This window comes from Micromonospora sp. NPDC049044, assembly GCF_040649215.1.
GTDB lineage: Bacteria > Actinomycetota > Actinomycetes > Mycobacteriales > Micromonosporaceae > Micromonospora.
This window is the reverse complement of record NZ_JBEZFA010000053.1, coordinates 1-12,987: the sequence shown is the minus strand read 5'-3', so window position 1 is coordinate 12,987 and position 12,987 is coordinate 1. Positions and strand designations below refer to the sequence as shown.

The following is a 12,987-nucleotide window of genomic DNA, read 5'->3' as shown; positions in this document are numbered from 1 at the left end:
GTCAGCTCTTCTCCTTCTTCGCGCCGTAACGGCTGCGCGCCTGCTTGCGGTTGCGGACACCCTGGGTGTCCAGCGAGCCGCGGACGATCTTGTAACGCACGCCGGGGAGGTCCTTCACCCGGCCACCGCGCACGAGCACGATCGAGTGCTCCTGGAGGTTGTGACCGACGCCCGGGATGTAGGCGGTCACCTCGATCTGGCTGCTGAGCTTCACGCGAGCGACCTTGCGCAGCGCCGAGTTCGGCTTCTTCGGGGTGGTGGTGTACACGCGGGTGCACACGCCGCGCCGCTGAGGGGAACCCTTCAGCGCCGGGGTCTTGGTCTTGGTCGTCTTCGCCTGGCGGCCCTTTCGGACCAGCTGCTGGATCGTGGGCACCGGGTTTCTCCGCTCCCTTCGGCCGCATTCGCGGCCGCGCCGTCTGCTCGTTAGCCGGCCTGCTGACCGGCTCTCCTACATTCCGACCCGGGGCCACCTCACGGAGACCCCGGCACCCGCGGTCGGGCGTGTCGCCTTTCCGCGGTCCCGTTGCGGACGCTTACGCGTGCGATCGGGTTTTGTGTCACCGGCGCGCGGGTCGCCCCGCCCCCGGATCCTTGGCTTGTCGTGCCGCCGCCCGGGATCCGGAAACAGCGCACGCACGAGTTGCCCGGGCATGCCCGGGCACAAGGGGAAAGAGTACCTACCACAACCGCCCAGGTCAAAACGGAAGGGCCCGGCGACTGTCCTACGCCCGCCGGCCGAATCTCGTCCTGCCCCGTCGCCCGCGATGGGCACCTACGCAGACAAGTGTACCGGCTTCCCCGCAGGACCACCCATCGGCCCCGGGCCGGACGGCGGCAGGCGGGGCCCAACGGGGTCGGGTGCCGCAGCGGACGGTGACCAACCTCAGGTCAGCGCGAGCAGCAGCGCGACGCCGAGCCCGAGGAGGCTGAGCAGGCCCCCCGCCGCACCGCAGCTGATGCCGGCCACCGCGAGCCCTCGGCCGGTGAACCGGACCGCAGGGGGCGCGGCCGGCCGACGGATCTGCCGCCGGCCGAGCAGACCGGTGACCACCGCCCCGGCGCCGGCCAGCAAACCGAGCGCGGCGAACGCTCCGGAAGCCCAGGCCCCACCCTCGTCCACGAAGGCCACGCCGAAGCAGATCACCAGCAAGGACACCAGGACCGACGCGATCCCGGCCACCAGGGACCCGATGGCCAACCCCGACGTGACCGGGGCCACATCGAGGTGCACGACCCCGAACGGGGTGCCCGGCACCGTCTCCACCCGCTTCGGCGGCCGATGCTGGGCGTCGCTGGGTGGCGGAACCGGATGGCCCGGCATGCCCGCCCAACCGGGTGCCGAACCGGACCCCGGCGGACCCCACCCGGGCGGCACACCCGCCCCGGACTGCGGCGGACCCCAACCCGGCGGCACACCCGCCCCAGACTCCGGCGGACCCCAACCGGGCGGAGCCGCCGGCCCGGACTGCGGCGGACCCCAGCTCGGCGGTGTCGGGGGCGGCACTCCGGGGCCCGGGTCCGCCTGGCCGGAGCCGGGGAGACTCGTCGTACCCCAGCCGGGGTGCGGCGCGCCCCAACTCGGCGTGGACGCGGGTGGGTGCGCCTCGTTGCTCGGGCCCGGTCGGGCCCAGTCGGTGTGCTCGGACGGAGTCGGCTCGGACGGAGCCGGCTGGCCGGCCGGCTCGTCCGCAGGGGGCCGCGCCGGATCCGTCACGTGGTCCTCCTGTCGAAAGGCCGCCATCGCCGCACGGCGGACACCGGCCAGGCTACCGCCGGGGGTGCCGGCACCGTCGGCGGGCGCGGCGGCTCAGTCCATGTTCGCCGGATAGTCGTGGCCCAACGGCGTACCGGCCAACCGCACCACGCCGATCACCACCGCCGTCACCACGCTGACCGCGACCAGCACCAGGCCGGCCCAGGCCATCCGCTCTCCGCGCCGCAGCCACCTGCCGCCGGTCAGGAAGCCCCCCGAGGAGTACGCCTCCCGGCGAGCCTGCCGGGCCAGTTGCAGTGCCACCGTCGCCGGCACCACCCCGCCGATGAACAACCCGGTCAGCAGGCCGAGCAGTCCGAGCGCGAAAACCGCCCGGGCCTTGGTGGCTCGGGCCGGATCCGGGTCCAACGGGTGGCGCAGCCCCTGCTGCGCGACGGACGCCTGCCCGGGTGCGGTCGTCATCCCCCCATCATGCCGAACTCGGACCGGGGTGGGTGGGTCCGGATACGACGAGGCCCCCGGTGGGTACCGGGGGCCTCGTCGTGTGCCTGGTCTTAGCGGTACGACCCGAAGTCGAAGTCGTCAAGCGGCACAGCCTGCCCGCTGGCCGGTCCGAAGCCGTAGTCGGTCTCCGGGTACCCGGTCATCGAGTAGACCTTGGCCTTGGCCTCCTCGGTCGGCTCGACCCGGACGTTGCGGTACTTGCTGATGCCCGTACCGGCCGGGATGAGCTTTCCGATGATCACGTTCTCCTTGAGGCCGACCAGCGAGTCGCTGCGCGAGTTGATCGCAGCGTCGGTCAGCACCCGGGTGGTCTCCTGGAAGGAGGCCGCCGAGAGCCAGGAGTCGGTGGCCAGCGAGGCCTTGGTGATACCCATCAGCACCGGACGGCCGGCGGCGGGCTCGCCGCCTTCCGAGACGAGCCGGCGGTTCTCCGACTCGAACAGCGCCCGGTCGACAAGCACACCCGGCAGGAACTCGGTCGAGCCGGAGTCGATGACCGTCACCCGCTTGAGCATCTGGCGAATGATGATCTCGATGTGCTTGTCGTGGATGAGCACACCCTGCGAGCGGTAGACCTCCTGGACCTCACTGGTCAGGTGGACCTGGACCGCCCGCGGACCCATGATCCGCAGCAGCTCGTGCGGGTCGATGGTGCCCTCGGTCAGCTTCTCGCCGACCGCGACGTGACCGCCGTCGTGGGTCCGGAGCTTGACCCGCTTGGAGATCTTGTCGTAGACGATCTCCTCGCTGCCGTCGTCCGGCACCACGATGATCTTCCGCGAGCGCTCGCCGTCCTCGATCCGGATCCGACCCGGGGTGTCGGCGATGGGCGCCTTACCCTTCGGGACCCGGGCCTCGAAGATCTCCTGCACACGCGGCAGACCCTGGGTGATGTCCTCACCCGCGACACCACCGGTGTGGAAGGTACGCATCGTCAGCTGCGTACCGGGCTCACCGATGGACTGGGCGGCGATGATGCCGACCGCCTCGCCGATGTCGACAGACTTGCCGGTCGGCAGCGACCGGCCGTAGCAGGCCGCGCAGACGCCCAGCTTCGACTCGCAGGTGAGCACGCTGCGCACCCGGACCGTCTCCACGCCGGCGGCGACGATCTTGTCGACCCCGATGGAGTTGATGTCCTGGCCGCGCTCGGCGACCACGGTGCCGTCCGGCCCCTTGATGTCGTCGGCCAGGGTCCGGGCGTGCACGCTGGTCTCGGCGTGGGTGTGGACGACGAGCTTGCCGTCGAGCTTCTCGCCGATCTGCATCGGGATCGCCCGGTCGGTGCCGCAGTCCTCTTCACGGATGATGACGTCCTGCGAGACGTCCACCAGACGACGGGTCAGGTAACCCGAGTCGGCGGTCCGCAGCGCGGTGTCGGCGAGACCCTTACGGGCACCGTGCGTGGAGATGAAGTACTCCAGCACGGACAGACCCTCCCGGTAGCTGGCCTTGATCGGCCGCGGGATGATCTCGCCCTTCGGGTTGGCCACCAGACCACGGATCGCGGCGATCTGCCGGAGCTGGAGCAGGTTACCGCGGGCACCCGAGTTGATCATCTTCCACAGTGGGTTCTCCTGCGGCAGAGCGGTGTCCATCTCCTTGGCGACCTCGTTGGTCGCCTTGGTCCAGATCGTGATGAGCTCGCCGCGACGCTCCTCGGCGGTCATCAGACCACGCTGGTACTGCTTGTCGATCTGGTCGGCTTCCTTCTCGTACTTCGCCAGGATCTCCGCCTTGCGCGGCGGAGCGATGACGTCCTCCATGCCGATCGTCACGCCGGACCAGGTGGCCCAGTGGAAACCGGCCTCCTTGAGCCCGTCCAGGGTGGCCGCGAGGGCCACCTTGGGGAAGCGCTCGGCGAGGTCGTTGACGATCGCGGAGAGCTGACCCTTGCGGATCTCGTAGTTCACGAAGCGGTAGCCCTGCGGCAGCGTCTCGTTGAACAGCACCCGACCCAGGGTGGTCTCCACGGTCAGCGGGTCACCCTCGACCCAGCCCTCCGGGGCGGTCCACGGCTCGGCGCCGGCACCGTTGTCCACACCGACCACGGACCGCAGGCGGATCTTCACCGGGGCCTGCAGGTGCAGCTCGCCGTTGTCGAAGGCCATCCGCGCCTCGGCGTCCGAGCTGAACGCCCGGCCCTCGCCCTTCTCACCGGCGGTGAGGTGGGTGAGGTGGTACAGACCGATGACCATGTCCTGGGTGGGCATGGTGACCGGCTTACCGTCGGCCGGCTTGAGGATGTTGTTCGACGACAGCATCAGGATCCGCGCCTCGGCCTGCGCCTCGGCGGACAGCGGCACGTGCACCGCCATCTGGTCACCGTCGAAGTCGGCGTTGAACGCGGTGCAGACCAGCGGGTGGATCTGGATCGCCTTGCCCTCGACCAGCTGGGGCTCGAAGGCCTGGATGCCCAGACGGTGCAGGGTCGGCGCGCGGTTCAGCAGCACCGGGTGCTCGCCGATGACCTCTTCCAGCACGTCCCACACGACCGGGCGCTGACGCTCGACCATCCGCTTGGCGGACTTGATGTTCTGGGCGTGGTTGAGGTCGACGAGCCGCTTCATCACGAACGGCTTGAACAGCTCCAGCGCCATCTGCTTGGGCAGGCCACACTGGTGCAGCTTGAGCTTCGGGCCGACCACGATGACCGAACGGCCGGAGTAGTCGACGCGCTTGCCGAGCAGGTTCTGCCGGAACCGGCCCTGCTTGCCCTTGAGCATGTCGGACAGCGACTTGAGCGGGCGGTTACCCGGGCCGGTGACCGGCCGACCACGACGGCCGTTGTCGAACAGCGCGTCGACGGCCTCCTGGAGCATCCGCTTCTCGTTGTTGACGATGATCTCGGGTGCGCCGAGGTCGATCAGTCGCTTGAGGCGGTTGTTCCGGTTGATCACGCGGCGGTACAGGTCGTTCAGGTCCGAGGTCGCGAAGCGGCCACCGTCGAGCTGCACCATCGGGCGCAGGTCCGGCGGGATGACCGGGACGCAGTCCAGCACCATGCCGAGCGGCGAGTTGCGGGTGTTCAGGAACGCCGCGACGACCTTGAGTCGCTTGAGCGCCCGGATCTTCCGCTGGCCCTTGCCGGACCGGATGGTCTCCCGCAGGCTCTCGGCCTCGGCGTCGAGGTCCATGTTCTGGACCAGCGCCTTGATCGCCTCCGCGCCCATGGAACCGGTGAAGTACTCACCGAACCGGTCGCGCAGCTCGCGGTAGAGCAGCTCGTCGGTGACCAGCTGCTTCGGCTCCAGCTTGCGGAAGGTGTCAAGCACCTCGTCCAGGCGGTCGATCTCGCGCTGGGCCCGGTCGCGGATCTGGCGCATCTCGCGCTCTCCGCCCTCCTTGACCTTGCGCCGGACGTCCGCCTTGGCACCCTCGGCCTCCAGCTCGGCCAGGTCGGCCTCGAGCTTGGCGGCCCGCTTCTCGATCTCCGAGTCGCGGCTGTTCTCGGACTGCCGCTTCTCGGCCAGGATCTCGTTCTCGATCGTCGAGAGGTCGCGGTGACGCGACTCCGCGTCCACGCTCGTCACGACGTACGAGGCGAAGTAGATGATCTTCTCGAGGTCCTTGGGGGCGAGGTCCAGCAGGTAGCCCAGCCGGCTCGGCACGCCCTTGAAGTACCAGATGTGGGTCACCGGAGCAGCGAGCTCGATGTGCCCCATCCGCTCACGACGGACCTTGGAGCGAGTCACCTCGACGCCGCAGCGCTCACAGATGATGCCCTTGAACCGGACGCGCTTGTACTTACCGCAGTAGCACTCCCAGTCCCGCTGCGGACCGAAGATCTTCTCGCAGAAGAGCCCGTCCTTTTCCGGCTTCAGGGTGCGGTAGTTGATCGTCTCAGGCTTCTTGACCTCGCCGTGCGACCACTGACGGATGTCGTCGGCGGTGGCGAGACCAATGCGCAGCTCGTCGAAGAAGTTGACGTCGAGCACTATGTCCCCTATGTCGTCGTCTGTACTGCTAATTCTCGGGCGGGGTCGGGGGCCGGCGAACCGGCCCCCGACCGCTCACCTCAGACCTCTTCGACCGAGCTCGGCTCGCGCCGGGACAGGTCGATGCCCAGCTCCTCAGCGGCCCGGAACACCTCGTCGTCGGTCTCGCGCATTTCCAGGGCCACACCGTCGCTGGACAGCACCTCAACGTTGAGGCACAGCGACTGCAGCTCCTTGAGCAGCACCTTGAACGACTCCGGGATGCCCGGCTCCGGGATGTTCTCGCCCTTGACGATGGCCTCGTAGACCTTCACCCGGCCGAGCACGTCGTCGGACTTGATCGTGAGCAGCTCCTGCAGGGCGTACGCGGCGCCGTACGCCTGCATCGCCCAGCACTCCATCTCACCGAAACGCTGACCACCGAACTGCGCCTTACCACCAAGCGGCTGCTGCGTGATCATCGAGTACGGGCCGGTCGAACGAGCGTGGATCTTGTCGTCGACCAGGTGGTTGAGCTTCAGGATGTAGACGTAACCGACAGCGATCGGGTCGGGCAGCGGCTCGCCGGAACGACCGTCGAACAGCTGCGCCTTGCCGGTACGCCCGATCAGCTGCTTGCCGTCCCGGTTGGGCAGGGTCGACTCGAGCAGACCGGAGATCTCCTCTTCGCGGGCACCGTCGAAGACCGGGGTGGCCACGTTCGTGTCACCCTCGGACTCGTGCGCGTCGATCGAGCGGAGCTGGCGCTTCCACTCGGCGTCGTCGCCCTCGACCTTCCAACCGGTCTTGGCGACCCAACCGAGGTGGGTCTCCAGCACCTGGCCGATGTTCATCCGGCTCGGCACGCCGAGCGGGTTGAGCACGATGTCGACCGGGGTGCCGTCCTCGAGGAACGGCATGTCCTCGACCGGCAGGATCTTCGAGATGACGCCCTTGTTGCCGTGCCGGCCGGCGAGCTTGTCGCCGTCCTGGATCTTGCGCTTCTGGGCGACGTAGACCCGAACCAGCTCGTTGACGCCCGGCGGCAGCTCGTCGCCGTCCTCGCGGGAGAACGTGCGCACACCGATGACCGTGCCGGTCTCGCCGTGCGGCACCTTCAGCGAGGTGTCCCGAACCTCACGCGCCTTCTCACCGAAGATCGCGCGGAGCAGGCGCTCCTCCGGGGTCAGCTCGGTCTCACCCTTGGGCGTGACCTTGCCGACCAGGATGTCGCCGGGAACGACCTCGGCACCGATCCGGATGATGCCGCGCTCGTCGAGGTCGGCGAGCATTTCCTCGCTGACGTTCGGGATGTCGCGGGTGATCTCCTCCGGACCGAGCTTGGTGTCCCGGGCGTCGACCTCGTGCTCCTCGATGTGGATCGAGGTGAGCACGTCCTGCTGCACGAGGCGCTGCGACAGGATGATCGCGTCCTCGTAGTTGTGGCCCTCCCAGCACATGAACGCCACCAGCAGGTTGCGCCCGAGTGCCATCTCGCCCTCGTCGGTGCACGGCCCGTCGGCGATGACCTGACCGGCCTCGACGCGGTCGCCCTCGAAGACCACCGGCTTCTGGTTGACGCAGGAGCCAGCGTTGGAGCGGCGGAACTTGTGCAGCAGGTACGTCCGGCGGTGGCCGTCATCCTGGTGGATGGTTACGTAGTCGGCGCAGAGATCCTCGATCACACCGCCGACCTCGGCGACCACCACGTCGCCAGCGTCGACCGCGGCACGGTATTCCATGCCCGTGCCCACGAGCGGCGCCTCGGCCTTGACCAGCGGCACCGCCTGGCGCTGCATGTTCGCGCCCATCAGTGCCCGGTTGGCGTCGTCGTGCTCGAGGAACGGGATCATGGCGGTCGCGACCGAGGTCATCTGCCGGGGCGAGACGTCCATGTAGTCGACGGCACCGGGGACGACGTCCTCGGTCTCGCCACCCTTACGACGGCAGAGCACCCGGTCCTCGGCGAACGTGCCGTCAGCCTTCAGGCGCGCGTTGGCCTGGGCCTTGACGAACCGGTCCTCCTCGTCCGCGGTCAGGTAGTCGATCTGGTCGGTGACCCGACCCTCGACGACCTTCCGGTACGGCGTCTCGATGAAGCCGAACGGGTTGACCCGGGCGAAGGTGGACAGCGCGCCGATCAGGCCGATGTTCGGGCCTTCCGGCGTCTCGATCGGGCACATCCGGCCGTAGTGGGACGGGTGCACGTCGCGGACCTCGAAGCCGGCCCGCTCCCGGGACAGACCACCCGGGCCGAGCGCGCTCAGCCGGCGCCGGTGGGTCAGGCCCGCCAGCGGGTTGGTCTGGTCCATGAACTGGGACAGCTGCGACGTCCCGAAGAACTCCTTGATCGCCGCCACCACCGGGCGGATGTTGATCAGGGTCTGCGGGGTGATCGCCTCGACGTCCTGCGTGGTCATCCGCTCACGGACCACCCGCTCCATGCGGGAGAGGCCGACCCGAACCTGGTTCTGGATCAGCTCACCCACGGTGCGCAGGCGCCGGTTGCCGAAGTGGTCGATGTCGTCGGCCTCGTAGCCCTCCTCACCGGCGTGCAGCCGGCAGAGGTATTCCACGGTGGCGACGATGTCGTCCTCGGTCAGCGTGCCGGTGGTGATCGGCACGTCGACTTCGAGCTTCTTGTTGAACTTGTAGCGCCCGACCTTGGCGACGTCGTACCTCTTCGGGTTGAAGAAGAGGTTGTCGAGCAGGGTCTGGGCGTTCTCGCGCGTCGGCGGCTCGCCAGGGCGCAGCTTGCGGTAGATGTCTAGCAGGGCCTCGTCCTGGCCGGCGATGTGGTCCTTCTCGAGCGTGGTCATCAGCAGCTCGGACCAGCCGAACCGCTCACGGATCCGCTCGGCCGACCAACCGATGGCCTTGAGCAGGACGGTGACGGCCTGCCGACGCTTGCGGTCGATGCGTACGCCGACCGTGTCGCGCTTGTCGATGTCAAACTCCAGCCAGGCACCCCGACTCGGGATGACCTTGACGCTGGAGAGGTCGCGGTCGGAGGTCTTGTCCGGCTGCTTGTCGAAGTACACGCCCGGGGACCGGACGAGCTGGCTGACCACGACGCGCTCGGTGCCGTTGATGACGAAGGTGCCCTTGGGCGTCATCATCGGGAAGTCACCCATGAACACCGTCTGGCTCTTGATCTCGCCAGTGGTGTTGTTGGTGAACTCCGCGGTCACGAAGAGCGGAGCGCAGTAGGTCAGGTCCTTCTCCTTGCACTCCTCGATCGAGGCCTTGACCTCGTCGAAGCGCGGCGCCGAGAAGGAGAGCGACATGGTGCCGGAGAAGTCCTCAATGGGACTGATCTCTTCAAGGATCTCCGCGAGACCCGAGCGTGCGTGCGGGTCGTCCGCCGACCGGCCCTGCCAAGCCTCGTTGCCCACGAGCCAGTCGAAGGACTCGTTCTGGATGGCAAGGAGGTTGGGGACCTCGAGGTGTTCGGTGATCCTGCCGAATGAAACTCGGCGGGGAGCGAATGCGCTCGACGTACGACTGGTCTTCGCAGGGCGGGAAGCTGCCAAGATGCGTCCTTCCGAGGACCGGTGCTGCAGAACGGCTGGTACGCGTGCACTCCAATGACCCCACCAGAACTATCCGTAAACGGACATTTCCAAGCAGGGGTCAAGTCGGAAGGCAGCGCAAACTAGCAGTGTAGCCGAGAGGCTAACCGCTGTCCAGCCCACCCCGCAGGTCGTTTGCGGAACGCGCCTCGGCCCCCGTGAACCGGGTCTGCCGGGCCGCTCAGAACGCAACGTCCCCACTGGGCCGCTCAGGTCGACACGGCTGATGGTGCTGCCGCTGTCATACCCACGTCGTGGCCGTCGCAAGCGCGGTGTCTTGCTGGTGCCAGCGTGCCTGGCAGTCCGGGGCCGCGTCAAGGGCCGGTATCCGGGTCGGCCCTTCTTTCCCACCGCAGGGCGACCCGCCGAACACGTTCGGATCGGCCGACGCGACCTTCCCCGCCCAGCTCAGGGGCAGATCGGCGCCGGAACCACGAACACGGCGGGCGGTGATCCGTGTCGGATCACCGCCCGCCGCGACGCGATCGTGTCCCGACTCACGAGCCGGGTACGCGCTGGTGGAGCTCAGGTCACTTGAGGGTGACCTTGGCGCCCTCACCCTCGAGCTTGGCCTTCGCCTTCTCGGCGGTCTCCTTGTTGACCTTCTCCAGGATGGCCTTCGGCGCGGACTCGACCGCGTCCTTGGCCTCCTTGAGGCCCAGGCCGGTCAGCTCACGCACGACCTTGATGACCTGGATCTTCTTGCCGCCGTCAGCCTCGAGGATGACGTCGAACTCGTCCTTCTCCTCCTCGGCCGGGGCCGCAGCGGCGCCGCCGCCGCCGCCACCCTGGGCGATCGCGACCGGAGCCGCGGCGGTGACCTCGAAGGTCGTCTCGAACTGCTTCACGAACTCGGAGAGCTCGATCAGCGTCATCTCCTTGAACGCGTCGAGCAGCTCGTCGGTGCTGAGCTTCGCCATGTCTGGCGTCCTTTCCTAATGCTGATAAGTAAGAACTGGTGCGCCGTGGGGGCCTCAGGCCGCCTCGGCGCCCTCCTTCTCGCGCTTGTCCTGCAGTGCAGCCGCCAGACGGGCGGTCTTCGACAGCGGGGCCTGGAACAGGGCCGCGGCCTTGCTCAGGTTGCCCTTCATCGCGCCGGCCAGCTTGGCCAGCAGCACCTCGCGGGACTCCAGGTCGGCGAGCTTCGTGACCTCGGCCGCGGAAATGGCCTTGCCCTCGAAGACACCGCCCTTGATGACGAGCTTCGGGTTGGCCTTCGCGAAGTCGCGAAGACCCTTCGCCGCCTCGACGACGTCGCCCGAAACGAAAGTCAGCGCGGTAGGACCGGTGAACAGCTCGTCGAGGCCGGTGATGCCCGCGTCCGTCGCAGCACGCTTCGCGAGCGTGTTCTTCGCGACCATGTAGCTGGTGTCGGCGCCGAGCGAGCGCCGAAGCTGGGTGAGCTGGGAAACCGTCAGACCGCGGTACTCGGTCAGCACGGTGGCGCCCGAGCTGCGGAAGCTCTCGGTCAGCTCAGCGACGGCCGTGGCCTTGTCGGCCCGGATCGGCTTGTCCGCCATGTCCCTCCTCTCTCGTTACTCGAGGCTGGTCCCCGTCACAGCCGAAGCCGGAACGGGGGCGGAGGCAGCACGACAACGAAAAAGCCCCGGCGCAGGGCGCACGGGGCGAGGGCCGGCAGATCAACACAGTCGGCGGACCATGTTCACTGCCGAGTTACGCTTGCCGCCCTACGCGGGTCGCCCGTTGTCGCGGGACCTTCGACCGTGCCGAAGCACGGTGACCAGCGGTCTCTGGGTGGTTCCTCATCCATGGAAACACGGATGACTGTGTGAAGACTACGCGCCCCCGTCACCAGCGCCAAATCGCCCCCGGTGAGCCGCCCCACAGTCGCCGGTGTCGCTCAGGCGTTGGCCCGCCGCCGCCACAGGTAGCCACCGACGACCGCGGCGCTCCAGGCCAGCGCCCACCCGGACAGCCCCAGCAGGGTGAGCGCCGCCGCGTCACCGCCGACGGTGCGGGCGGCGGCCATGATCGGCGGTGCCAGCCAGGGCGCCACCGAACCGCTCAGGCCGAGCACCACCGCGCCGACCCCGCCGAGGGCCAGCACCGCGACGCCGTACGCGGCACCGCCCACCGACGCCCGGCTGGCCAGCGCGCCGAGGGCAACCGCGGCGGGTACGGCGAGCAGGTGCGCCCACAACCCCAGTGCGAGCCCGACCGGGATGGACCGGTCCCCCGGCTCCACCGGGCCGGTGACCCCGCCGACCAGCCACGGAAAGAGCAGCGCGACGGCCACCGTCGCCAACGCCGCCACTATCGCGGCGAGGAGCCCGGCGAGCCGCTCGCGGGCCGCCCCGACGGTCACCTGGGCCAGTCGACGCTGAACGTCCGGCTCGACGTCGAGCAGGATCTTGGTCTGCCAGGCGAGCACCGGGAAGAGCACCACTGCCGAGACGCCGTACGCCTCGGCCGGTTGGGACCGTCCGCCGCCGTAGAGCGTGCCGAGCACGACGAGGCCGGCGAGCAGCGGTGCCAGTGCCCGACCGGTCCGCAGGAGACCGGCCAGCCGCATCCGGACCAGGGCGCTCACCGGGCCTCCTCCGCTGCCTGGCCGACGGTGTGCACGTCCTCGGCGGCCTCGGGCTGTCCGGGTGCCCGCTCACCGTCCGGCCGGGCCGGGGAGGTCGATGCGGGGTGGGCCGGCGGTGCGGTGGGGCGGGCGTCGGCGCGTACCCGAAGAATGTGGTGGCCCTCGGCGCGCAACCGGGCCACGGTGTCGGCGACCCGCGCGGTCGGGACCGCGACCTCGACCACCGCGAACGCCTCCTCGGCCGACGGAGTCTCCTCGGTCAGCGCGCCGTCGGCCACCGACCAGCGGCGGGCGGTCGGCAGCCGGACCGTCTCCCCGCGGTGGTCACTGACCAGCACGGCACCGTCGGCGGCGAGCACCTCGGCGATCAGCTCGGGAACCAGCTCGCGGGTGGCGGCGTCCAGTCCCTCCCACGGCTCGTCGAGCACCAGCAGGCCCGGTGTCCGCAGCATCGCCTGGGCAAGGCCCACCTTCTGGGCGGTGCCCTTGGACAGCTCCGGCAGCCGCACGGAGTGGAAGGCGGACAACCCGAGCCGGTCGATCCAGGAGGCGACCGCGTCGTCGGCCGCCGTCGCCCTCAACCCCGCCATCCGGGCCATCCCGGTCAGGTAGTGGGCCACGGTGAACGGCTGGTCGGTGCTGAAGGTCTACGCGGCCCGCCTGCTCGACGACGACCAACCGCAGGCGCTGGAACACTCCGCGCTGCGCTGGTTGACGGCCGACGAA

General features: G+C 69.1%; 9 protein-coding genes and 1 pseudogene. 1 reads left to right on the top strand and 9 read right to left on the bottom strand.

What is annotated here, in order from left to right; genetic code table 11:
* Position 1: 1 nt before the first annotated feature.
* The 9 genes from rpsL to AB0B85_RS30415 all read right to left on the bottom strand — a co-directional run bounded on the left by rpsL (position 2) and on the right by AB0B85_RS30415 (position 12,881).
* Positions 2-376: a 30S ribosomal protein S12 gene (gene rpsL, locus AB0B85_RS30455; protein WP_007465318.1), complete on the bottom strand. Its 375-nt coding sequence runs from the start codon at positions 374-376 to the stop codon at positions 2-4.
* Positions 377-886: 510 nt separating this feature from the next.
* A complete protein-coding gene (locus tag AB0B85_RS30450) occupies positions 887-1,258 on the bottom strand; it encodes a hypothetical protein (protein WP_357412718.1) in 372 nt (123 codons plus the stop codon).
* Between the two features lie 552 nt (positions 1,259-1,810).
* The gene (locus AB0B85_RS30445; protein ID WP_357412687.1) at positions 1,811-2,179 is read right to left on the bottom strand and encodes a hypothetical protein; all 369 of its coding nucleotides are present in this window, start codon (positions 2,177-2,179) and stop codon (positions 1,811-1,813) included.
* A 92-nt stretch (positions 2,180-2,271) separates the two neighbouring features.
* On the bottom strand, positions 2,272-6,159 hold the full coding sequence (locus AB0B85_RS30440) for a DNA-directed RNA polymerase subunit beta' (protein WP_357412685.1): 3,888 nt from the start codon (positions 6,157-6,159) through the stop codon (positions 2,272-2,274).
* A gap of 80 nt (positions 6,160-6,239) precedes the next feature.
* Positions 6,240-9,671, bottom strand: coding sequence for a DNA-directed RNA polymerase subunit beta (locus AB0B85_RS30435; protein WP_357412683.1), 3,432 nt, complete (start codon positions 9,669-9,671; stop codon positions 6,240-6,242).
* 569 nt (positions 9,672-10,240) lie between these two features.
* Positions 10,241-10,630 carry a 50S ribosomal protein L7/L12 gene (gene rplL, locus AB0B85_RS30430; RefSeq protein ID WP_357412681.1) on the bottom strand — a complete coding sequence of 130 codons (390 nt, stop codon included), beginning with the start codon at positions 10,628-10,630 and terminating at the stop codon, positions 10,241-10,243.
* A 54-nt stretch (positions 10,631-10,684) separates the two neighbouring features.
* Positions 10,685-11,230 carry a 50S ribosomal protein L10 gene (rplJ, locus tag AB0B85_RS30425; RefSeq protein WP_282264458.1) on the bottom strand — a complete coding sequence of 182 codons (546 nt, stop codon included), beginning with the start codon at positions 11,228-11,230 and terminating at the stop codon, positions 10,685-10,687.
* Positions 11,231-11,571: 341 nt separating this feature from the next.
* Complete coding sequence (locus tag AB0B85_RS30420; protein WP_357412679.1) at positions 11,572-12,261, bottom strand: hypothetical protein; 690 nt, start codon at positions 12,259-12,261, stop codon at positions 11,572-11,574.
* Positions 12,258-12,881, bottom strand: coding sequence for an ATP-binding cassette domain-containing protein (locus AB0B85_RS30415; RefSeq protein WP_357412677.1), 624 nt, complete (start codon positions 12,879-12,881; stop codon positions 12,258-12,260). Before AB0B85_RS30415 ends, AB0B85_RS30420 begins: the two co-directional genes overlap by 4 nt.
* A gap of 4 nt (positions 12,882-12,885) precedes the next feature.
* Between AB0B85_RS30415 and AB0B85_RS30410 the strand changes: the two are divergent.
* Positions 12,886-12,987: pseudogene (locus tag AB0B85_RS30410) on the top strand (DNA mismatch repair protein MutT); the annotation flags it as partial.

Bases quoted from the DNA above. Each gene is read 5' to 3' on its own strand.
- rplL (WP_357412681.1), bottom strand. From the start codon at position 10,630: ATGGCGAAGCTCAGCACCGACGAGCTGCTCGACGCGTTCAAGGAGATG.
- AB0B85_RS30445 (WP_357412687.1), bottom strand. From the start codon at position 2,179: ATGACGACCGCACCCGGGCAGGCGTCCGTCGCGCAGCAGGGGCTGCGC.
- rplJ (WP_282264458.1), bottom strand. From the start codon at position 11,230: ATGGCGGACAAGCCGATCCGGGCCGACAAGGCCACGGCCGTCGCTGAG.